The sequence below is a fragment of the Curtobacterium phyllosphaerae genome (assembly GCF_049341865.1).
Lineage (GTDB): Bacteria > Actinomycetota > Actinomycetes > Actinomycetales > Microbacteriaceae > Curtobacterium > Curtobacterium phyllosphaerae.
Genome location: NZ_JBMPIU010000009.1, coordinates 94,423 through 114,981 on the forward strand (window position 1 = coordinate 94,423; position 20,559 = coordinate 114,981).

Below are 20,559 nucleotides of genomic sequence, written 5' to 3' on the forward strand. Positions count from 1 at the left end.
GGCGCTGAACGGGCGCCGACGCCGATGCGCGTGGAGGAAGCCGCACGGATCTCCGCCAACGCCCGGAACGGGATGCTGGACCTGTCCGACCCGGATATCCGTCGGCTGGTGGGTGATGCACACCAGATCACGGTGCGCGCCCGTCTGTGGGGAGACCAACCCGAGCGGCAATCCCGTCGGCAGAAGCGGCTGCTGCTCACCGGTGTCGCAGTCGTCGTCACGGTCGCAGTTGCCGCGCTGTTCGTGCCGCTGCTGCACACTCTCTGACCTGTCGCAGAACGTCCCACGCAAGGAGGAAGCATGTCCGGACCCGTGATCGACGGTGTCTACCGTGCGGCGGTGGATCAGTGGCACGCGCAATACAGCGGCCGTCGGACGATCATCGCGATCGACGGGGACTCTGTGGCTGCAGTGCACACGGTAGCTGCCGGGATCCGCGAAGCCGTCATCGACGCCGGCTACACGGTGCAAGACGAGTCCGTCACATCGGTCATCACCGCGATGGGGGCACGTGCGGACGTGGCCATCCCGTTCCGGAGTGATCCTGCCGGAGCGGACGTGCTCATCGTGACCGGCTGGGGACTGCTGCAGGTACCCGCCCGGGGACTGTGGGACTGGACGATCTGGGCCAGCACCGGAGTCGTCCGCGCACCGGTCCGCGGTAGTGGTGCTGCACGAGCGTTCGCGGAACGGGACGAACCACGGTCCGCCGCGAACGCGATCATCGATGTCTCCAACCCGGACGCTCCGTTCCGTGAATGGAACGACACCTGCACCGTCTGACGACACGAAGACAGGTGCAACGGCTGGCTCGGCGCTAAAGACGCGCGCCTACTCGGGGTGGGTCGCTGTGTGCAGGAACGCAGCGGTCGCGGCGGAGGGCGGAGTCGACCAGATCGCGGTGAACCGTCGAAGCGGTGGCGGCCCGTCGACCGGAACCCGCACCAGCACACCAGCGTCCACATCCGCACGCACCGATCGGACACTCATCACTGCCGGCGCCACTCCGGAACGGACGTTGGCGCGGATCACGGCCGTGGTGTCCAGCTGCGCTGCCGGTTCTGCCATCGTCAGCGCTTGCTCACCCAACCACGCTTCCACGACGGCGCGAGTTCCTGACCCCTGCTCCCGCACCAGCAGCGGCGTCGAGGCGACAGTCGCTGCAGTGATCGATGCCGCTGCCGCCCACGGATGCTCTGGCGCAACAACGACCGTCAGTTCATCATCAGCGACGGGTACCGCGTGCAGATCCACGGGGACATGCGGCCCCTCGACGAACCCGATGTCCGCCGCGCCGGTCCGGACGTGCCCGATCACGTCGGTGCTGTTACCCGCGAGGAGCCGCACACTGATCTCCGGCGCCGTGCGGCGGGAGCGCAACAACCACTCCGGGAGCATCAGCTCCGCGATCGTCTGCGACGCGGCCACCGTGATCGTGCCCGACGGAAGCCGTAACGCGTGCACCCCAGCCTCGAGCCGCGCGGCAGCATCCAGCACCGGCCTCGCCAGCTCCATCATCGTCACCCCCGCATCGGTCAACCGGGACCCAGACGACGAGCGGATCACCAGCTGCACCCCAACCAGCCGCTCCGCAGCAGCGATCCGTGCCGAAACCGCCTGCTGCGTGATCCCCAACTGCCCGGCAGCCATCGACAGTGACCCAGATTCCGCCACCCGTTGCAGCACGTCCAACGTATCGAGGTCCATCAGACGGTCCGTCACACGACGTTTCACAAGTACGCATTGTGCCACCCCGAAAGAGATGAGGGTTCCGATCCGCGCGTCGGGAGGGGATGCTGCGTACATGGCCACCCAGATCGCACCGGCACACAGCAGCACCGGGCAGCACAGCGCCCCCCAGCGCCGCGCCTTCCTCCAAGAGCTCGAGCACCCCGGACACATTGTGTCGAACCTGACCCCGAACTGGTTCGCGTCGATCATGGGCACCGGGATCGTCGCCGTCGCAGCCGCATCACTCCCGCTGCAGTTCCCGGGGCTCCGCACTGCGGCGACGGTCGTCTGGGCGATCGCGGCGGTCCTGCTCGTCGCCCTCACCATCGCGACGGTCCTGCACTGGGTCCGATACCGCAGCACAGCAGCGAAGCACCACCTCAACCCGGTGATTTCCCACTTCTACGGCGCACCGCCCATGGCGTTCCTCACCGTCGGCGCCGGCACGATCCTCCTCGGCAAGGACTGGATCGGCCTCCCCGCCGCCGTCACCGTCGACTGGGTCCTCTGGACCATCGGCACCATCGGCGGCCTGCTCACCGCGGTCCTGGTGCCGTACCTGGCGTTCACCCGCCACGAGAACACGCCCGAATCCGCGTTCGGCGGCTGGCTGATGCCGATCGTCCCGCCGATGGTGTCCGCCTCGACCGGTGCGCTCCTCCTGCCGTATGCCCCCGCCGGGCAGGCACGGGAGACCCTGCTGTGGTCCTGCTACGGCTTCTTCGGCCTCAGCCTCATCACGTCCCTGGTCGTGATCACGCTGATCTGGAACCGTCTCGCGCAACACAAGGTCGGTGCCGCCGGTATGGTGCCGACCCTGTGGATCGTCCTCGGACCGGTCGGACAGTCCATCACCGCGGTAAACCTCCTCGCATCGAACGCCCCCGCCGTCGTCGACGCGTCGACCGCCCACGCACTGCTGGTCGTGGCGCTGGTGTACGGGTTCGCGATGCTCGGCTTCGCGCTGCTGTGGACCGTCATCGCCCTCGCCATCACCATCCGCACCGCCCGAGAACACCTGCCGTTCAGCCTGACCTGGTGGTCATTCACGTTCCCCGTCGGCACCTGCGTCACCGGCCTCAACGGCCTGACCCTGCACTCCGGACTCACCGTCGTCGCCGTGCTCGCCGTCGTCTACTACGCCGGCCTCGTCGCCGCGTGGATCACCGTCGCCGTCCGCACCTTCCACGGCTCCGTCATCCGCGGCACACTCCTCGCACCACCACAGCCAGCCTGATGTCTCCGTCACCACGAGATACTGCTGCCGTTGTTCGCGAAGGCGGTCGGACGTTCGCACCGGCGGATGTCCGCTCGCTGAACGGGTTGGCGGAGCGGTGGCGGCTCGCACCGGATGGGTCCAGGCGATTCGTGCCGGGCTTCGATGCCAACTCCGGTGGCGCCGGATCCCAGGTCCTGGTGCTGATGGAATCACCCGGTCCCGCCACGATCGCCGGCGGAACAGGTGCGATTTGCAGCGAGGACAATCCGGGGCCGACGGCGGCTGCGTTCAGGCGGGCGCGCGCGGAGTCGGGGCTGCCGCGGACGGCGTACCTGCGGTGGAACATCGTGCCGTGGGAACTCGCGAGAAGGCCCACGCGAGCAGATCTGGTGGAGAGCATCCCCGCGCTCTCGACGCTCCTTGCCTCACTTCCGCAACTGGCCGCGATCGTCACCTTCGGAGCCATGGCGCTGGACGGCGTGATGCGGTATCTCACCACGACGGATGCTCCCACGGTGCTGCCGGTGATCGGCGCCCCGCACCCCTCACCGGCCAACGGTCGGCACCGGGCCGAACAACACCTCCGCGCCGTGAACGCGTTGCGGGTCGGATGGGCAATTGCGCAAAGGAGCACCACCTCCCCATGACACCCCACACCACGCCAGCGACGACGCCGATGGTCATCAACTTCCCTGAGGAACAGCAAGCCGAGCTGCTGGCCCTGATGCTCCGGGTGCGGCGGTTCGAGGAACGCGCCGCCCGCGCGTACACGCAGGCCCTGATTGGCGGGTACTGCCACCTGAACCTCGGCGAGGAGGCCGCCGTCGCCGGGATCACCACCGCGATGCAGCCGACGGATTACCTGTTCACCAACTACCGGGAGCACGGGTACGCGATCGGCCGTGGTATCGACCCGAACCGGGTGATGGCGGAACTGTACGGCCGCGTCGACGGTGTCTCGAGCGGCTGGGGCGGCTCCATGCACATGTTCGACCTCACCGCGAGGCTCCTCGGCGGCTACGGAATCGTCGGCGGGCAGATCCCGCTCGCCACCGGAGCAGCCCTCGCGATCGACTACCGCGGCGGCGACGAGGTCGTGGTGTGCACGCTCGGAGACGGGACGACGAACATCGGCGCGTTCCACGAGTCGTTGAACCTCGCCGCGCTGTGGCATCTGCCGATCGTGTACGTCATCATCAACAACCAGCTCGGAATGGGCACGACCGTTGAACACGCCTCTGCGGAACCGGAACTGTTCAAGCGCGCTGCCTCCTACCGGATGGCCGCCGAACGCGCCGACGGGCTGCACCCGGTCACCGTGCAGCAGGCGATGACCCGCGCACTCGAGTCAGCGCGCCAACATGAGCCGTTCCTGCTGGAACTCACTACCGAACGCCTCAAGGGCCATTCGGTGGTGGACCCGGCGAAGTACCGCACCGACAGCGAGACACAGGCGCTCCGCGAGCACGACCCGGTCGCCGCCTACCAGGCTGCGTTGATCTCCGCAGGGATCATCGACGACGATGCCGCCGCCGCCATGGACGCCTCCGCCATCGCCGCCGCCACGGCGGCAGCGGACTACGCGGCGAACAGCGCCCACCCGGACCCCAGCACCCTGTTCGACTACACCTACGCAACACCGGTCCCGAACGACACCCGCCGGCTTCCCGCGCAGCCGCTGTTCCCGCCGCCGACCGGCGCAACCCGTCCCACGACGACGAGCCAGGAGCGCACCCGATGACCGTGATGAGCTACCGGGACGCGCTCCGGATGACGCTGCGTGAGGAACTCCTCGCGGACGAGAACGTGCTCCTGCTCGGTGAAGAGATCGGCGTGTTCGAAGGGTCGTACAAGATCACCCAGGGCTTGCTCGAGGAATTCGGGCCCCGCCGTGTCCGCGACACTCCGATCGCGGAAGAGGGGTTCACCGGTGCCGCGATCGGTGCCGCGATGCTCGGACTGCGACCCGTGGTGGAGATCATGACCATCAACTTCTCCCTCCTCGCACTCGATCAGATCGTCAACCACGCCGCGAAGATCTACGGCATGTTCGGCGGGCAAAGCCGCGTACCGCTGGTAATCCGCACGCCGGGTGGCGGCGGTCAACAGCTCGGTGCGACGCACTCGCAGAACGTGGAGCTGTACTACGCGTTCGTACCCGGGATGAAGGTCGTCGCACCGTCCACACCGGCGGACGCACGTGCGCTCCTGCGTGCGTCGATCCGGGACGACGACCCGGTGCTGTTCCTGGAGAACCTCGCCCTCTACAACATCAAGGACGACGTGCCCGATGATGTCGCCGACATCGAGATCGGCCGGGCCGCGGTCAGCCGTACCGGGTCCGACATCACGATCATCGGCTACTCCCGCACCGCGCATCTGGCCCGGCAAGCAGCAACACGGCTCGCCGAGGACGGCATCGACGCTGAAGTCATCGACCTGCGAAGCCTCCGCCCACTCGACCGCGAGACCGTGATCCGTTCCGTGCGGAAGACCCACGCCGCGGTCGTGCTCGAGGACGACTGGCTCACCTACGGCATCGGCGCGGAGCTTGCCGCGTCGATCTCCGACGGCGCCTTCGACGACCTCGACGCCCCGGTCCGCCGCGTCGCGATGGCCGAAGTTCCCCTGCCATACGCCAAGCCCCTCGAAACGGTGGCGCTTCCCGCGCTCGAGGACGCGATCACCGCCGTCCACGAAACCCTCCACGCGGTCAGCTGGCGCGCCCCCGACCGGAACGGAACGTCCCGATGATCCAGATCACCATGCCGCGGCTGTCGGACACCATGGAAGAAGGTGCCATCTCCGCCTGGCACAAGCACCCCGGCGACACCGTCGAAGTCGGTGATCTCCTCGTCGAGATCGAAACCGACAAAGCCACCATGGAATACGAAGCCTACGACGCCGGTACCTTGACGGAGATCCTCGTTCCCGAAGGAGAGAACGTTGCGATCGGGACTCCCATCGCGACGCTCGACGACGGCTCCGACACTGCGCTCAGCCCGGCTGGCCACCAGCGTGTGGACCCGCCGGCCGATGAGCACACATCACCGTCAACTCCCACAGACGTCCCCGCTCCCGCGATCAACACAGCACCCGAACCCGACCACCCCGCACGCGCATCGGAAGATCCCTCCGTGGAGCCGGATCCGCGTCAACGCTCGGAAGGCGTATCCACGCCGGCGGAGCACATCGCGTTCGCGTCCCCACTGGCACGCAAACTCGCTCGCGAACACCACGTCGACATCACCACCGTTCACGGGTCGGGGCCCGGCGGCCGCCTTGTCAGAGCTGATGTCGAAGCCATCATCGACGCGGACCAGAGTGCTGCAGCTCCGACGCACGATGCCCCGTCAACGACAACCCGCCCCGTGCCGGACAGCATCCCCACGTACCTTCAGCAAGACACCGACGCGGACGTGACGACGCCGATGACCGGGGCGCGGAAGGTGATCGCTCGCCGGCTCGCCGAGAGCGCCCGTACCATCCCCCACTTCACCGTCACCGCCGTCGCCGACGCCGACGCGCTCATCGATCTGCGCACCACGGTGAACGCATCACGGATCAGACAAGACGCCCCGAAGCTCAGCCTCAACGACTTCATCGTCAAGGCCGCCGCCCTCGCTCTGGCCGCGCACCCGGCCGTCAATGTTTCGTACCAAGACGACCCGGATCCTGCGGTCACGCAGCACACTGCAGTGAACGTCGGAATCGCGATGGCCGCGCCTGCCGGGCTCGTCGTTCCGGTCGTGACACATGCCGACACCAGGAGCCTCGGCAGCATCAGTGCCGCCAGCCGATCATTCAGCGCCCGTGCGGCGGATCGGAAACTGCAGCCCGCCGACATGGCCGGCGGCACGTTCACCGTCAGTAACCTCGGCATGTTCGGTGCGGAGTCCTTCACCGCCATCATCAACCCGCCCGAAAGCGCAATCCTCGCCGTTGGAGCAGCGACGGCGGACGCTGCCGTCCTCGATGGCAACATCGTGGTCCGCCACAGGATCCGGTTCACGCTCTCCGCAGACCACCGCGTCATCGACGGCGCCCTCGCCGCCCAGTACCTGCAGACCCTCACCCGGCTGCTCGAAGACCCGATCTCGCTCCTGGTATGACCAGGTGCTCCACAACAGCCCACAACGTCGGAGGATCATCCTCCCGACGGCGGCTGGCGGTGCTGCAGCTCCTCACGCAACGACCGGATCTCCGCAGTCAAGTCACGCAGTTCCCGCCGCGTCGCGGTCTGTGCTTCCTCGTCACGTCGACCGACCTGATCGATGATCCAGCTCGCGATCGTGGCAGTGACCACACCCAGCAAAGCGATACCGCTGATCATCACGCCGGCGGCGATCAACCGACCAGCTTCGGTCACCGGGGTCAGGTCCCCGTACCCGACGGTCGTGATGGTGACCAACGCCCACCACAGGGCATCTCCGAACGACACGATCGTCGCGCCTTCGGCATGCCGCTCGACGTCGAGGATCGCCAGCGCCGCCACGAACACCAGCAACGCTGTGGTGACGACCACGTACACGATCACCCGGCCACGAACAGCAGCTCCGGTGCTGCGCTGCAGCACTCGGAACAGCTGCACGAGCCGCAACAGCCGAAGGGGCCGCAAGAACGGCAACGCCAGCGCTGCCAAGTCCACCAGATGGTGCACGAACCACTGACCGCGATGACGGGCCAAAACGAGCATGACGACGTAATCGACCACGAACATCGCCCAGGTCACGTTGATCACAACGTCACATGTGAACGCGCTACGGCCGTGCTGGTCGGCGAGGACCTCCACCGCGTACGCCGCAAGGAACGCTCCCGCGGCCAACGCCAGCGGCCATCGCATCACCCGTTCCCACCGCTGCTGTGTCCACCTCACAGGTAGACGGTATTGCCCATCGAACGCTTCGCGCTTCAGTAATTCCCTACCAAGAGAACCGAACCAGAACGGGAAAACATGTCAGACCCGACCACCACCAACTCCGGAGCCCCTGTCGCCAGCGACGAGCTGTCCCTGACGCAAGGCACGCAGGGCGCGATCGTGCTGCACGACCACTACTTGATCGAGAAGATGGCGCAGTTCAACCGGGAGCGAGTCCCGGAACGCGTCGTTCACGCCAAGGGCGCAGGCGCCTTCGGTGTCTTCGAGGTAACAGACGACGTCAGCGACCTCACCCGAGCAGACTTCCTCCAGCCCGGCCGACGCACCGAGGTCCTCGCCCGGTTCTCGCACGTCGCCATCGAGACCGGCGGCGCGGACACGTTCCGAGACCTGCGCGGGTTCGCGTTGAAGTTCTACACCGCCGAAGGCAACTACGACCTCGTCGGCAACAACACCCCGATCTTCTGGGTGCGGGACCCGATGAAATTTCAAGACTTCATCCGGTCCCAGAAGCGCATGCCGGACACGAACCTGCGCGACAACAACATGCAGTGGGACTTCTGGACTCGCTCACCGGAGTCCGCACACCAGGTCGCATGGCTCTTCGGTGACCGGGGCCTGCCCAGAAGCTACCGGCAGATGAACGGGTACGGGTCGCACACGTTCCAGTGGATCAACGCCGACGGCGAAGCAGTGTGGATCAAGTACCACCTGCACGCAGACCAGGGCACGGACCATCTGACGCAAGACGAGGGGACCCGGCTCGCCGGTGAATCGCCCGACTTCTACCAGCAGGACCTGTTCGGGGCGATCGCGCGCGGCGACCACCCGTCATGGACGGTATCGGTGCAGGTCATGCCGCTCGACGACGCCGACGACTACCGGTTCAACCCATTCGATCTGACCAAGGTGTGGCCGAAGTCCGACTACCCCCTCCGGCCGGTGGGCCGGCTGACCCTGAACCGGAACCCGGAGAACTTCTTCGCCCAGATCGAGCAGGCCTCGTTCGAACCCTCGAATCTGGTCGCGGGGATCGCTCCGAGCCCGGACAAGATGCTGCTCGCCCGCATCTTCAGCTACGCGGACGCGCACCGCTACCGGATCGGCGCGAACTACCAGCAGCTGCCCGTGAACGCACCGGTCGCGCCCGTTCACAGCTACAGCAAGGACGGCGCAATGCGGATCTCCTACCCGGACCCCGCGCAGCCCGTGTACGCACCCAACTCCTACGACGGGCCTGCAGCCGACCCGGCCAAGGCCGACGATGGGACCGGGTACACAGCATCCGGCGACACCGTCCGCGCACCGTACGTCGCCCATACCGACGACGACGACTACGTCCAGGGCCACAATCTGATCCGCAACGTCATGGACGACCCGCAACGCGACCGTCTCGTCGCGAACGTCGTCGGGCACCTGTTGAATGGCGTCAAGGATCCGGTCCTGTCCCGCGCGTTCGCCATGTTCGACCGACTGGACACCGAGACCGGGACCCGCATCCGCGACCAGTACTGGCAGCAAGAAGCCGAAGCAGCACCCACCACCGGGCAGGGACCGACCACGAACGGAGACCTCGCCGAGAAGACCATCTGACCCGCGGACAGATCAATCACTGCGACTTCGGCGGGCGCTCGTTCCGTGCGCCCGCCGAAGGGTCAGCGCCGAACGTCTTACAGACGCACGTACGCCGCGCCCTGCCATTGCTGATCGACGATGAACGCCACCGCGGATGGCGTCACGACGACGCCGTCGAGCAGCAACAACGGGTCGATGTCGGCGCCCTCCAAGCTGTTGCCGCAGGCGAATACCTCCACGTCGGAGAACCTCATCGTCGTCAGCACGTCCTCGACGTGGCCGCCATCCGTGGTCAGGCCCGCTACGGCGCCGCCCTGCACGACGAGGCGCACCGTCGTGCCCGACTCGAGTGCCTGCACTGCGTTCCGCGCGACCCGCAGTGCGGCATCGAGCGCCTCGGCCGTCGGAGCGAACGCATGCAGAACCACTTCCCTCCCCTCGACGCCGTCGTTCATCGCTGCACCGCATGACCAGCGGACAGCCACGCCGACGTGCCGCCGACGACGTTGACCGCGTCCACTCCCTCCGCACGAAGCACGTCCGTCGCTTTCGCGCTGCGTCCACCGGACTGGCAGATCACGTGCACCGGCCCAGCATCCGCAAACGTCGCGGCGCTCTCCAGCACCGTCCCGAGTGGGACGTTGGTCGCGCCGGGCACATGGCCGCCAGCGAACTCATGGGGCTCCCGAACATCGATCACCGTCCTCGCGGACAGCCGCTCGAGTTCGTCGACGGTGATCTCCGGCATGGCCATCCCAATTCCTTTCCAACTTTCGGGACACGATCCTCCCGAAATCTCTCACGAGCGTCGCAAACCCGACCGCGACGCTCGCGACGTTACGCGTCCGCTCTTGAAGTAAGCACGACAGCGTGAAGGCACGCAGCCGGTCTCTTGCGCCGATGCCGAGCCTCCGTGAATTGATTATCCCTCACAACCTATCGAACGTAGAGATGTCGCACAATCGAACGACTCCGCTACAACTGCCCGTGCCGACGGTTCGGCAGCGTGTGAGGCGGCGTGTCTTGTAACGGAACCCAATCCCGGAATCTACGTGCCGCCACTACCCCTCCTGGTCGAGTTTCGCTACGTTCTCTCCATGGGTCACCTCCTCGGGTACGCGCGCGTGTCCACCACCGACCAGGACGCGTCGCTACAGATCGACGCGCTGGGCGCCGCCGGCTGCTACCGCGTGTTCGTCGACACCATGTCCGGGTCGCTGCAACACCGGCCCGAGCTCGACAAGCTCCTCGACCAGCTCCGCCCCGGCGACACTCTCGTCGTCTGGCGACTCGACCGGCTCGGTCGATCCATCCGGCACCTCATCGACCAGCTGCACGCACTCGCCGAACGCGGCATCGGGTTCCGGTCGCTGCAGGAGACCATTGACACCACCTCACCCGGTGGCCGGCTTGTGTTCCACGTCTTCGCTGCGCTGGCGGAGTTCGAACGGGACCTCATCAAGGAACGCACCAACGCCGGCCTCGCCGCCGCCCGAGCCCGCGGCAGAACCGGCGGCCGACCATCTCGGCTCTCCGCGGACCAGGTGCGCACCGCACGCCGGCTCTACGAACAGCAGGACATGACCGTCGCGCAGATCGGCGATGTCCTCGGCGTCAGCCGCACCACCATCTACCGGACGCTCGCGAAGCACGCCGAACCCGTCGCCCGCCGACGCGCAAAGCCCTCACCGACGATGTAGCCGGTCATGGACGCGAGCGAGCGGTGGCGAATCCTTCGACTGAACGTCGAGGACGCAATCCCGCTTGCCACTCTGGCCCGCAGCACGGGCGTCACCGAGCGCACCCTGCAACGCTGGCTCGCCCGCTACCGGACAGGCGGATACGCCGCCCTCGCCGACGACGCTCGCGCCGACCATGGCGTCCGACGCACAGCACCGGAACTCGTCCGCCTGGTCGAAGGGCTTGCGCTCACCAAGCCGCGGCCGTCGATCGCCACCATTCACCGTCAGGTTGGCGTCCACTGCGCTGAACGGGGACTGCCGTCGCCGTCGTACTCCGCCGTGCGGTCGATCGTGAACGGGCTCGATCCCGGAATGGTGACGCTCGCACTCGAGGGGCCAGCGTCATACCGTGACAAACACGAGCTGCTGCTCCGACGTCGCGCGGACCGCCCGAACGCGATCTGGCAGGCGGACCACACGATGCTTGACCTGCTCATCGTCGGGCCCAACGGCAAGCCCGCACGGCCGTGGTTGACGGTGATCCTCGACGACTACTCCCGCGCGATCTGCGGGTACATGGTGTTCCTCGGTGCCCCGTCAGCGGCGAACACCGCGCTCGCGCTGCGCCAAGCGATCTGGCACAAGCCGGAACCGGACTGGCCCGTCTGCGGGATCCCGGACGTGCTCTACACGGACCACGGGTCCGACTTCACCAGCCATCGTCTCGGCGACACCGCCGCTGTGCTGCACCTCCGCATCATCCACTCGCAGGTCGCCCGGCCCCAGGGGCGCGGGAAGATCGAGCGGTTCTTCGGCACGATCAACACCGAACTGCTCCCAACGCTCCCCGGCCATTTCGCAGCCGGATCCTCGGCGCCGACGCCGGCGCTGGATCTCGGCGGCGTCGACAGTGCCATCAGCACGTTCATCCGCAGCTACAACGCCCGCACCCACCGCGAGCTCCGGACGAGCCCACTGCACGCGTGGATTGCAGACGGGTGGCTGCCACGGCTCCCGGAGTCCCTTGAACAGCTCGACGGGTTCCTGCTCACCGTCCCCACGACGCGGGTCGTGCAGCGCGATGGCATCCACTTCGAGGGCCTCCGCTACACCGCGGCCACTCTCGCGCCGTTCGTCGGTAGCACCGTGAGTGTCCGGTACGACCCACGCGACGTCACCGAGATCCGCGTCTTCCACCGCGACGTGTTCCTCTGCACCGCGATCAGCACCGAGCACCAGACCGAGACGATCAGCCTCAAGCAGATCCAAGCCGCCAGGAACGCTCACCGCCGGGCTTTACGCGGGCAGATCCACGAACGCATCGCGATCGTCAATCCCAAACTCGACGACACCACCACACCGGCAGCCGTCGAGACGGATCGGCCGCGACTGAAGACCTACGAGGAGGACCGGTCATGACGAGCCAGTTCATCGTCACCAAGGAGCACCGCCGGTTCGCAGAGTTTGCCGACGCGGTCCGGAAGCAGAACACCATCGGCGTCTGCTTCGGGCCCGCCGGCGTCGGCAAGACCCTCTCAGCGCGCCGCTACGCGCACTGGGACAGCATCGGCCCGTTCATCGCCAGGTGGGCCGCACGCAGTGAAGACGACACCAAGATCTATGCCGCGGCCCACCGCGCCCGGACCGTCTTCTACACGCCCGAGGTCTCCGCGACGATGCGCGCCCTGCAAGAGGACCTCCGGCACGACATGATCCGCACCGAACGCTGCATCGAGGAACACCTCGTCCTCCACGGCGGCCACGTCGACCACGCGCACGGCCCCAACCCGTCACTGCTCGAGCTGATCATCATCGATGAGTCCGAACGCCTCACCGGCAACGCCATCGAGTGGCTCCGCGACCAGTACGACCGAACAGGCATCGCGATGATCCTGATCGGCATGCCCGGCATCGAGAAGCAGTTCACTCACTACCCACAGCTCTACAGCCGACTCGGGTTCGCCCACCAGTACCGCCCCCTCGGCCACGACGAGCTGCTGTTCGTCCTCGAACGTCAATGGCGCAAGCTCGGCAAGACCCTCGACCCCGACGACTTCACTGACGCGCAAGCCATCGCCGCCGTCGAACGCATCACCCGCGGCAACTTCCGTCTCCTCGAACGTCTCCTCCCACAGATTCAACGTGTCCTGAAGATCAACGAGCTCGACGTCATCACCAACGACGTCGTCGAAGCCGCCCGCAGCACCCTCGTCATCGGCACCACCTAACCCGACACGGAACGCAACGAAAACCGCGACACAGAGCGAAGCTGCTCACATCCGGACGGGTTGCCAGCGTGGCCGTTCGCGCGCGAGGTTGGGAACGCCGAGCGTCCGGTTGACGACCGGCTAACGGACACGCCCACGTCGTGGCGGCGCGGAAGTGGCGGAGCGGCGGAGCGGCGGATCGGTGGTTGCGTGCACGGCCCGCGGAGAGGCGTCACTGCAACAGGGACTGCACAGCGTCCCACAGATCGAAGTGCTTGCCGCCCGCCGTACATGTGATCGACCTTCGCGGCTCCCCGAACGTAAAGGAACGACGTGACCTCGACGAGACGTTCTTCGCGAACGCATTGCGCTCAGCGCTTCGTGTTGAGAGTGTCACGGAGTGGACGATCGAATCACCGCTGCCGCGTTCCGTCGGGCCTTCCAGGAAGCCGATGACCTCGCGCCGTCGGTCCTGCCTGACGGGGAGGTCGTCAGTTCCTCCGACGCCGACATTGCTCCCCCGCGCGACGCTCTCAGGAGTGCTGCGTGGATCCGCACAGTCGAACCCGGAGCGAGCGGCGTGGGACAGACCCTTTCTGTATGGCCGAGTGACGGGGTGCAGGTGAACTTTTTCCTCGGTTGGGGCGCACCGATCGAGTTCGACTTCGACCTCCGGGAGATGGTCGAGGACGAGGCCGTCGACAGTCTCATCCGTCTTCTTCGGCTGGTGAGTTCGGTGGTCAGCAAGGACGTCATCATCCGTCCCGAGGGGCAGAACAATGCCCGTCCGGTCCTGCATATCGACGCCACCACCGGCGGCACATCGCTCAGCCCAAGGTCTTGAGCGAAGACCGTCCGCTCACCGATCGGCTACCGGGCCTCGCGGCGCTCCCTACGCGCGAGCTGCGTGAGATACAAGCGCGTCGAGTACCGGGCTGCTCTTCTAACCGAGCCGTAGCCGGTGAGCAACCCTCCCCCGGAGACGTTCACAGCTCGTCCTGTGAGCGTGTCGGTCACCTTCACCTGCCAGAACGGGCCGAACAGGTGTCGAGGTTGAACGTCGAATCGCTCGTCGACGTCGGGAAACTGAGCACCGCCACCGTTGACCATGGACTGAGTGTGACATCAAGCCCACCCCTTCTCGATAACCGATCGTCTATCGAGACAGTGGCCCGGGCTCATCATGTGTAACCTCACATGCTTGCTATGGCACCCAGTTCCTTGCGGCGGAGCAAGCTCGAACACCGATGGAGGAGGTAGTGGTGTTCGTGCTGCAGTCGATCGGTGACGCGCTGGCTGCGGCCGGCTCGATGGGGTGGGAGATTCTTTGGCCCCTCGTGCTCGGTTTCACCCTGTCTGGCATCATCCAGGCGGTCGTCCGCACGGATCAGATCACCAAGCTGATGCGCGACGACTCGCCACGCGCGATCAGCGTCGCGACCGGGCTCGGCGCCCTGTCATCGTCCTGCTCCTACGCCGCGGTCGCGCTCGCACGGGCCCTGTTCCGGAAGGGCGCGAGCCTGTCGTCCGCGATGGCTTTCGAGGTCGCGTCAACGAACCTCGTCGTCGAGCTCGGGCTGATCCTGGCGTTCGTGATGGGGTGGCAGTTCACCGTCGCCGAGTTTGTCGGCGGACCGATCATGATCATCCTCATCGCCCTCGGCTTCCGGCTCTGGATGCGCGGCAAGATCCTCGACGCCGCCCGCGAACAGGCCGACAAGGGCCTCGCCGGATCGATGGAGGGACACGCGGCCATGGACATGTCCGTGCAGGGCGACCAGGGGTTCTGGCGGCGACTGTTCTCGAAGCCCGGGCTGACGAGCGTGTCGCAGTACTTCGTCATGGACTGGGCGTCCGTCCTCCGCGACATCATCATCGGCCTGCTCATCGCCGGCGCGTTCGACGCGTGGGTCCCGAAAGCGTGGCTCCAAGCGGTGTTCCTCGAAGGGAACCCCACGCTGGCGTTCATCATCGACCCGATCATCGGACCACTGCTCGCGATGGTGAGCTTCGTCTGCTCCGTCGGGAACGTGCCCCTCGCCGCGGTGCTCTGGAACGGCGGGATCAGCTTCGGCGGCGTGATCAGCTTCATCTTCGCGGACCTGATCATCATCCCGATCATCGTCATCTACCGGAAGTACTACGGCTGGAAGGCAGCCCTCCGGATCACCGGGATCTTCTACGGGGCGATGGTCCTCGCCGGCTACGCCGTCGAACTGCTGTTCACCCCGCTGGGCCTGATCCCTACGAACCGGCATCTGAGCATCGTGGCGACCTCTATCAGCTGGAACTACACCACCTGGCTCAACATCGTGTTCCTGCTGATCGCGTCGTTCCTGCTGGCCGTGTTCATCCGCAGCGGCTCCTGGTCGATGCTACGGATGATGAAGGGTGCACCCGACGACGGCGGCCACGACCACGCCGCACACGAACACTCACACGCCTGACCGCGCGCCGCGATCGAGTTGACTAGCGGACCGGTCAGTGGTGGCCGTGGACGACGGCGTGGCCGAGGCCGCGGCTGATCATCCACCGGTTCACGGGCGTGGTGATCACGAATGCGATCGCGAGGGAGAACAGCAGCGCCGTCCAGAACAGCCAGTCGCTGAGCTGCGCGTCCATCGCGCCGGGGATCGCAACGATGACGGTGTTGTCGATCAGCTCCATGACCGCGATCGACACGGTGTCCGCGGCGAGAGCGACCTTGAACGCAGCGCCGAGGCTCAGACCCGACTTGATGACGCCGCGCATGGTGAGGGCGTAGCCGAAGATGAACGCGAGGACGATTGACAGGACGATCGTGCCGGCGTTGTGGAAGCCGGCAGCGGTGCCGATGACCATGCCGAGGACCTCACCGATCGCGCAGCCGGTGAGGCAGTGCAGCGTCGCTTGCGCAGCCATCGACCACGTCGTCGTCCCGTGCCCGCCGCTGTGGCCGGCGTGCTCGTGTCCGCTCATCTGATGGTGCTCGTGCGTGTCCATGCTGCTCCGATCTGGCGCGGTCGACGCCAACAGTTCGCATATACCCCGAGGGGGTACCATGCGCTGTAACGCGAAACTCCACGCGATGTTCCCGGTTCGGCCGGTCGCGGCGGGTTCGGTGTGAATCCGGACACCAGGTTGCCGCCGCCGTTCGGGGTACCGCACCATAGAAGCGCTCCTCCGACCCGTCTGCTCGAAAGACTGATGCTCACTACCGCCACCTCCCCGCGTCGCCGGCTGCTGTTGCAGGCCACGGCGACGCTGGCGTTGCTGCTGCTGGTCGGGTTCACGGTCCTGATGCACACGATGGCCGGGCACACCGCCGGCCACGAGCACCCGATGGCTGCTCCCGCAGCCACCGCCGAGCACAGCCACGTCGCCGCCGGCCACACCGAGCACGCGGCTCCTGCGACTGCGGTGATGACCGTCCTCACCGATGCGGGCTGCGACAGCGGCCTGTGTGCGCTGATGTGCTCGCTGATGGGGATGGCGTGCGCGCTGACGATCGCCCTGTTCACGTGGGCGCTGCTGCGCGCACGGACCGGCGGCATCCTCTACCTGCTCGCGCGGCTTCTCGCGCTGGCTGACCGGCTGCCGCGCCGCATCGCGGCACCGAAACCGCCATCACTGACGGCGTTGCAGATCATCCGCATCTGATCCGCCCCCAGCGGGATCCCACCCCCGATGGGTGGCCTCCGCATGCCCAGAACCGGGAGGCGTCCGCCTGCCCGGAACGCCTGACGCATTCACGGGAACGGAAGATCATGCACACCACCACCACGCGCACGCTCGCGATCGCTGCCGCGCTGACCCTCGGCCTCACCCTCGCAGGCTGCTCCACCAGCAACACCGGCTCCGACGCGGGCTCGTCGTCCTCGTCGACGTCGGCGGCGTCGGCGCACAACGACCAGGACGTGATGTTCGCGCAGATGATGCTGCCGCACCACAAGCAGGCCGTCGAGATGAGCGACATGCTCCTCGTCAAGGGCTCGGGCGTCGATACCGACGTCGCTGGACTCGCGAAGCAGATCAAGGCCGAGCAGTCCCCGGAGATCAACCAGCTCACCGGTTGGCTCAAGGGTTGGGGCGAGCCGGTCGAGTCGGAGCACTCCGGGATGGGGCACTCCATGTCCGGGATGATGTCCGACTCCGACATGACCGACCTCGACAAGGCGTCCGCGAAGGACGCCGGGAAGCTCTACCTCGAGCAGATGATCCAGCACCACAAGGGCGCCGTCGACATGGCCAAGACCGAAGTCGATAAGGGCAAGAACACCGACGCCGTCGCGATGGCGAAGTCGATCGTGTCCAGCCAGACCGAGCAGATCACCCAGATGCAGGACATGCTCGCGTCCCTCTAAAGCCCCGGCGTGGGTCGCGGCGGGCTCCCCCCTTTCCTGCCGCGGCCCACGACCGGCCCGCCCTCTCCTCCCTGCTCGACTTGCGTTCGGGTCACCCCTCCCGTTTCGGCCTGCCGGCCACCACCACTCTTGGAGCCTGCCCGTGCCTCAGCAGCATCCCCAGACCCCCGCCATTCCCGCACCCCGGACGCGCCGCGAAGCCCTCGCCGCCGAACGCTCCGCCGCAGCCTCGACCGCCAGCCGCACCCGAACCGCGACGATCACTGCCGCTGCCCAGCCGGCGCTGCGGCCGCTACCGCCCGTCGCGGCTGCACTCGCAACACCGGTCCGCTCACTGCGGTCACGCGTTCTCGCCGCGGTTCCGATCACTGGTGCCGCGGCCGCGATGGCGCTGTTTACCGCTGCCGCGGCGCTGCCCGCGCAGGCGACGACCGGCTCCGCCGCAGTCGTGTCCGGTGTCGCTCCTGCCGCCGCCGGGCAGAGCTTCACCGCGTCCGGGCTGGCCCTCGCGGTCGACCGCGATGGGTACACGATCACCAAGCCGACCCCGAAGCCCGTCATCACCAAGACAGCACCCGCCTCACGGGCCGCGTCAACCGGGGGCGCACCGGCCTCGACGAAACAGAGCGTTCCCACGACCACGGGCGGCACGATCGTGAACACCGGAACCGGCGACATTCGCTGGCCCATCGCCGGAACCATCACCGTCAGCTCACCGTTCGGTCCGCGAAGCGCCCCATGCGCGACCTGCTCGTCGATTCATCAGGGCGCGGACCTCACCCCCGGCGCCGGCACCCCCATCGGAGCTGTCGCTGCCGGCACTGTCCGAGTGTCGACAACGCACCCCGAATACGGGCAGTACGTCATCATCGACCACCAGATCGACGGTCGCCTCGTGTCCACCCTGTACGCGCACATGATATTCGGCTCCTCGCCGCTCCGACCAGGCGACACCGTCGCCGTCGGGCAGCTCGTCGGCCTCGTCGGCAACACCGGAGCGAGCACCGGCGCGCACCTGCACCTGCAGGTCATGCCCGGCGGCACCACACCCATCGACCCGATCCCGTGGCTCACCGCCAACGCCGGACGCACGCTGTAGCACCTAGCCCCAGCGGTGTCCAACCAGCCATCGGCTATCGAGATGAGGCAGCGACCCTCGGATGGTCATCCTCGGCTGTATAGTCAGCATATGCTGACTAGAGCCTCTCGGGTTGATGTGATGAACCGGCTTGGCCGGGCTCTCGCAGACCCGACCCGAGCCCGCATCTTGCTGCGGCTGCTCGACGAGCCCGGGTATCCGGCGCGGCTGGCGGAAGAGCTCCAGTTGACCCGCACCAACGTGTCGAACCACCTCGCGTGCCTGCGCGGCTGCGGCATCGTCGTCGCCGTCCCACAAGGCCGCAGTACCCGGTATGAAATCGCAGACCCGCATCTGTCACGTGCGCTGGACGCTCTGGTCGACGTCGTTCTCGCCGTCGATGACGGCACTGACTGCACGGACAAGGCCTGCGACGTCCCCCTGTGCTGCGGAGCCGGCGCATGAGCGCCGCCGTACAGCTCGCTGCCCCCCTGTCGGCTGCGCGCCGGAGCGTGTTGCAGCGACGGGTGCGGTGGATCGTCGCCGCGACGATCACCTACAACGTGATCGAAGCCGTGATCGCGATCGCAGCCGGCACGGTGGCGTCCTCGACGGCGCTGATCGGGTTCGGGCTCGACTCCATCGTGGAAGTGCTCTCCGCTGCCGCCGTCGCGTGGCAGTTCGCCGGTCGCGACCCGGAAGCACGCGAGCGCACCACGTTGAAAGTCATTGCGGTGTCGTTCTTCGGCCTCGCGCTGTACGTCACCGTCGACGCCGCCCTGACCTTCGCTGGGCTTCGCGAGCCAGAGCACAGCACCGTCGGAATCGTCCTCGCCGCGGTGAGCCTCGCCGTGATGCCGTTCCTCAGCCTGCTGGAGCGGCGCGCCGGGAAGGAACTCGGCTCCGCGTCCGCTATCGCTGACTCGAAGCAGACCCTCGTGTGCAGCTACCTCTCCGCCGCGGTCCTGATCGGCCTGCTGCTGAACACCCTGTTCGGGTGGGCCTGGGCCGACCCGGTGGCGGGCCTGGTCGTGGTGGTCTTCGCGGTCCGGGAGGGCTTGGAGGCCGGGCGCGGCGACGCGTGCAAGCAGCCGGTGTCGGCACTGATCGGTGAGCGCGACGTCGACGCGTGCGACTGCTGCTGACCGGCTGGGCTCCTGGTGCAGCTCGGCGGACGGGTACCGGCTCTGGTCTGTGGACGCTCGAGAGCCCGTCGCAGACGTCGAGGCACTGCCGGAACAGTGCCAGGTGTGCATGCTCCGATCGGAGCTCTGGTTCCGATGCGACAGTTTCGATGACGTCGAGCGGCGGGTCGGTGCGTGTCGCCTGCTCGGTCTGTAGCGGTCTGGGCAGCCCGTCCCCAAGCCCAGTTGGCTAGCGAGGCAGCCAATCCGTGTCCGCATCTCGTATGAGGCACCCCTATCGATACAGCTCAGGGCAGAGTTCTCCTTCCCGAATGAGGGTTGGCGTTTTTTCGGCGGCTACTTCTTCCCGAAACGGGCTCGTCGCAGTTCTGCGACGATGCGTGCCCGCTCGGGGTCCCTGGCCAGCGTGCGGTCGTCGACGACGTCCACGATGTGCTTGATCAGCTCCGTGACCTGCTTGCGCAGGAGGAAGCCAAGCACGGGGGCGACGACCGCGATGATGCCGGTCAGGATGGTGCCGCCGAAGGCCGTCAGCATGTCCACCGTTGTGTCGGTGATGTGCATGTTGCCTCCTTCGGGTTTGGCCGTGTGGCCAGCCCGCCCGTCGTGGGCGGGGGTCTAGATGTACCTGGCCGTGACGTTGGTGACACTTCGGGGGTTGTGACGCGGCGAGGCCTCCTGGCTTGATGGAGCTGTCTAG

25 protein-coding genes and 1 pseudogene are annotated in these 20,559 nt (G+C 67.0%); 19 read left to right on the plus strand and 7 right to left on the minus strand.

Annotated features, from left to right (window positions below; all coding sequences use genetic code 11):
• Positions 1-30 precede the first annotated feature (30 nt).
• Together ACO0E0_RS14780 and ACO0E0_RS14785 are read left to right on the plus strand one after the other, a co-directional pair.
• Entirely contained in the window at positions 31-267 is a 237-nt protein-coding gene (locus ACO0E0_RS14780) for a hypothetical protein (protein ID WP_422872211.1), read from the plus strand.
• A 33-nt stretch (positions 268-300) separates the two neighbouring features.
• The gene (locus tag ACO0E0_RS14785) at positions 301-783 is read left to right on the plus strand and encodes a hypothetical protein (protein ID WP_422872212.1); all 483 of its coding nucleotides are present in this window, start codon (positions 301-303) and stop codon (positions 781-783) included.
• A gap of 48 nt (positions 784-831) precedes the next feature.
• Here ACO0E0_RS14785 and ACO0E0_RS14790 read toward each other — a convergent pair whose 3' ends face one another.
• Positions 832-1,707, minus strand: a complete 876-nt coding sequence (locus tag ACO0E0_RS14790; RefSeq protein ID WP_422872213.1) for a LysR family transcriptional regulator — start codon at positions 1,705-1,707, stop codon at positions 832-834.
• A 97-nt stretch (positions 1,708-1,804) separates the two neighbouring features.
• Here ACO0E0_RS14790 and ACO0E0_RS14795 point away from each other — a divergent pair, with 97 nt between their 5' ends.
• From ACO0E0_RS14795 to ACO0E0_RS14815, 5 genes are all read left to right on the plus strand, one after another.
• Positions 1,805-2,968: a TDT family transporter gene (locus ACO0E0_RS14795; protein WP_422872214.1), complete on the plus strand. Its 1,164-nt coding sequence runs from the start codon at positions 1,805-1,807 to the stop codon at positions 2,966-2,968.
• Positions 2,969-3,099: 131 nt separating this feature from the next.
• Positions 3,100-3,597 carry a uracil-DNA glycosylase family protein gene (locus ACO0E0_RS14800; protein WP_422872215.1) on the plus strand — a complete coding sequence of 166 codons (498 nt, stop codon included), beginning with the start codon at positions 3,100-3,102 and terminating at the stop codon, positions 3,595-3,597.
• Positions 3,594-4,691 carry a thiamine pyrophosphate-dependent enzyme gene (locus tag ACO0E0_RS14805; RefSeq protein WP_422872216.1) on the plus strand — a complete coding sequence of 366 codons (1,098 nt, stop codon included), beginning with the start codon at positions 3,594-3,596 and terminating at the stop codon, positions 4,689-4,691. The genes ACO0E0_RS14800 and ACO0E0_RS14805 overlap by 4 nt, the downstream gene beginning before the upstream one ends.
• Complete coding sequence (locus ACO0E0_RS14810) at positions 4,688-5,704, plus strand: alpha-ketoacid dehydrogenase subunit beta (RefSeq protein WP_422872217.1); 1,017 nt, start codon at positions 4,688-4,690, stop codon at positions 5,702-5,704. Before ACO0E0_RS14805 ends, ACO0E0_RS14810 begins: the two co-directional genes overlap by 4 nt.
• Positions 5,701-7,062 (plus strand): dihydrolipoamide acetyltransferase family protein, encoded by a 1,362-nt coding sequence (locus ACO0E0_RS14815; RefSeq protein WP_422872218.1) that lies wholly within the window; start codon positions 5,701-5,703, stop codon positions 7,060-7,062. Before ACO0E0_RS14810 ends, ACO0E0_RS14815 begins: the two co-directional genes overlap by 4 nt.
• Positions 7,063-7,097: 35 nt before the next feature.
• On the opposite strand, the gene ACO0E0_RS14820 is transcribed toward ACO0E0_RS14815, so the two are convergent.
• Positions 7,098-7,826 (minus strand): potassium channel family protein, encoded by a 729-nt coding sequence (locus ACO0E0_RS14820; protein WP_422872219.1) that lies wholly within the window; start codon positions 7,824-7,826, stop codon positions 7,098-7,100.
• A gap of 78 nt (positions 7,827-7,904) precedes the next feature.
• On the opposite strand from ACO0E0_RS14820, the gene ACO0E0_RS14825 reads away from it, so the two are divergent.
• Positions 7,905-9,422 (plus strand): catalase, encoded by a 1,518-nt coding sequence (locus ACO0E0_RS14825; RefSeq protein ID WP_422872220.1) that lies wholly within the window; start codon positions 7,905-7,907, stop codon positions 9,420-9,422.
• Positions 9,423-9,499: 77 nt separating this feature from the next.
• Here the strand turns inward: ACO0E0_RS14825 and ACO0E0_RS14830 are convergent, their stop codons facing one another.
• On the minus strand, positions 9,500-9,859 hold the full coding sequence (locus tag ACO0E0_RS14830) for a DsrE family protein (protein ID WP_422872221.1): 360 nt from the start codon (positions 9,857-9,859) through the stop codon (positions 9,500-9,502).
• The gene (locus tag ACO0E0_RS14835) at positions 9,856-10,152 is read right to left on the minus strand and encodes a rhodanese-like domain-containing protein (RefSeq protein ID WP_422872222.1); all 297 of its coding nucleotides are present in this window, start codon (positions 10,150-10,152) and stop codon (positions 9,856-9,858) included. Before ACO0E0_RS14835 ends, ACO0E0_RS14830 begins: the two co-directional genes overlap by 4 nt.
• 349 nt (positions 10,153-10,501) lie before the next feature.
• On the opposite strand from ACO0E0_RS14835, the gene ACO0E0_RS14840 reads away from it, so the two are divergent.
• The 5 genes and pseudogenes from ACO0E0_RS14840 (at position 10,502) to ACO0E0_RS14860 (ending at position 14,137) form a co-directional block, all read left to right on the plus strand.
• Complete coding sequence (locus ACO0E0_RS14840; RefSeq protein ID WP_002857200.1) at positions 10,502-11,104, plus strand: recombinase family protein; 603 nt, start codon at positions 10,502-10,504, stop codon at positions 11,102-11,104.
• A 6-nt stretch (positions 11,105-11,110) separates the two neighbouring features.
• A pseudogene (locus tag ACO0E0_RS14845) lies at positions 11,111-11,221 on the plus strand (hypothetical protein); the annotation flags it as partial.
• 237 nt (positions 11,222-11,458) lie between these two features.
• Complete coding sequence (locus tag ACO0E0_RS14850) at positions 11,459-12,505, plus strand: Mu transposase C-terminal domain-containing protein (RefSeq protein ID WP_422872231.1); 1,047 nt, start codon at positions 11,459-11,461, stop codon at positions 12,503-12,505.
• Positions 12,502-13,314, plus strand: a complete 813-nt coding sequence (locus tag ACO0E0_RS14855) for an AAA family ATPase (RefSeq protein ID WP_002857202.1) — start codon at positions 12,502-12,504, stop codon at positions 13,312-13,314. Before ACO0E0_RS14850 ends, ACO0E0_RS14855 begins: the two co-directional genes overlap by 4 nt.
• 379 nt (positions 13,315-13,693) lie before the next feature.
• The gene (locus ACO0E0_RS14860; RefSeq protein ID WP_422872223.1) at positions 13,694-14,137 is read left to right on the plus strand and encodes a hypothetical protein; all 444 of its coding nucleotides are present in this window, start codon (positions 13,694-13,696) and stop codon (positions 14,135-14,137) included.
• 26 nt (positions 14,138-14,163) lie between these two features.
• Here the strand turns inward: ACO0E0_RS14860 and ACO0E0_RS14865 are convergent, their stop codons facing one another.
• The gene (locus ACO0E0_RS14865) at positions 14,164-14,403 is read right to left on the minus strand and encodes a hypothetical protein (protein WP_182517004.1); all 240 of its coding nucleotides are present in this window, start codon (positions 14,401-14,403) and stop codon (positions 14,164-14,166) included.
• A 152-nt stretch (positions 14,404-14,555) separates the two neighbouring features.
• Here ACO0E0_RS14865 and ACO0E0_RS14870 point away from each other — a divergent pair, with 152 nt between their 5' ends.
• A complete protein-coding gene (locus ACO0E0_RS14870) occupies positions 14,556-15,740 on the plus strand; it encodes a permease (RefSeq protein WP_422872224.1) in 1,185 nt (394 codons plus the stop codon).
• 34 nt (positions 15,741-15,774) lie between these two features.
• On the opposite strand, the gene ACO0E0_RS14875 is transcribed toward ACO0E0_RS14870, so the two are convergent.
• On the minus strand, positions 15,775-16,275 hold the full coding sequence (locus ACO0E0_RS14875) for a DUF4396 domain-containing protein (protein ID WP_422872225.1): 501 nt from the start codon (positions 16,273-16,275) through the stop codon (positions 15,775-15,777).
• A gap of 204 nt (positions 16,276-16,479) precedes the next feature.
• Here ACO0E0_RS14875 and ACO0E0_RS14880 point away from each other — a divergent pair, with 204 nt between their 5' ends.
• The 5 genes from ACO0E0_RS14880 (at position 16,480) to ACO0E0_RS14900 (ending at position 19,859) form a co-directional block, all read left to right on the plus strand.
• Positions 16,480-16,932: a hypothetical protein gene (locus ACO0E0_RS14880; RefSeq protein WP_251155650.1), complete on the plus strand. Its 453-nt coding sequence runs from the start codon at positions 16,480-16,482 to the stop codon at positions 16,930-16,932.
• A gap of 107 nt (positions 16,933-17,039) precedes the next feature.
• Complete coding sequence (locus ACO0E0_RS14885) at positions 17,040-17,636, plus strand: DUF305 domain-containing protein (RefSeq protein ID WP_422872226.1); 597 nt, start codon at positions 17,040-17,042, stop codon at positions 17,634-17,636.
• A 385-nt stretch (positions 17,637-18,021) separates the two neighbouring features.
• Positions 18,022-18,735, plus strand: a complete 714-nt coding sequence (locus ACO0E0_RS14890) for a M23 family metallopeptidase (RefSeq protein ID WP_422872227.1) — start codon at positions 18,022-18,024, stop codon at positions 18,733-18,735.
• A 90-nt stretch (positions 18,736-18,825) separates the two neighbouring features.
• Positions 18,826-19,179: a Cd(II)/Pb(II)-sensing metalloregulatory transcriptional regulator CmtR gene (gene cmtR, locus ACO0E0_RS14895; RefSeq protein WP_422872228.1), complete on the plus strand. Its 354-nt coding sequence runs from the start codon at positions 18,826-18,828 to the stop codon at positions 19,177-19,179.
• A complete protein-coding gene (locus ACO0E0_RS14900; protein WP_422872229.1) occupies positions 19,176-19,859 on the plus strand; it encodes a cation diffusion facilitator family transporter in 684 nt (227 codons plus the stop codon). The genes cmtR and ACO0E0_RS14900 overlap by 4 nt, the downstream gene beginning before the upstream one ends.
• Before the next feature lie 336 nt (positions 19,860-20,195).
• Here ACO0E0_RS14900 and ACO0E0_RS14905 read toward each other — a convergent pair whose 3' ends face one another.
• Positions 20,196-20,423 (minus strand): hypothetical protein, encoded by a 228-nt coding sequence (locus ACO0E0_RS14905; RefSeq protein ID WP_422872230.1) that lies wholly within the window; start codon positions 20,421-20,423, stop codon positions 20,196-20,198.
• Positions 20,424-20,559: the final 136 nt, after the last annotated feature.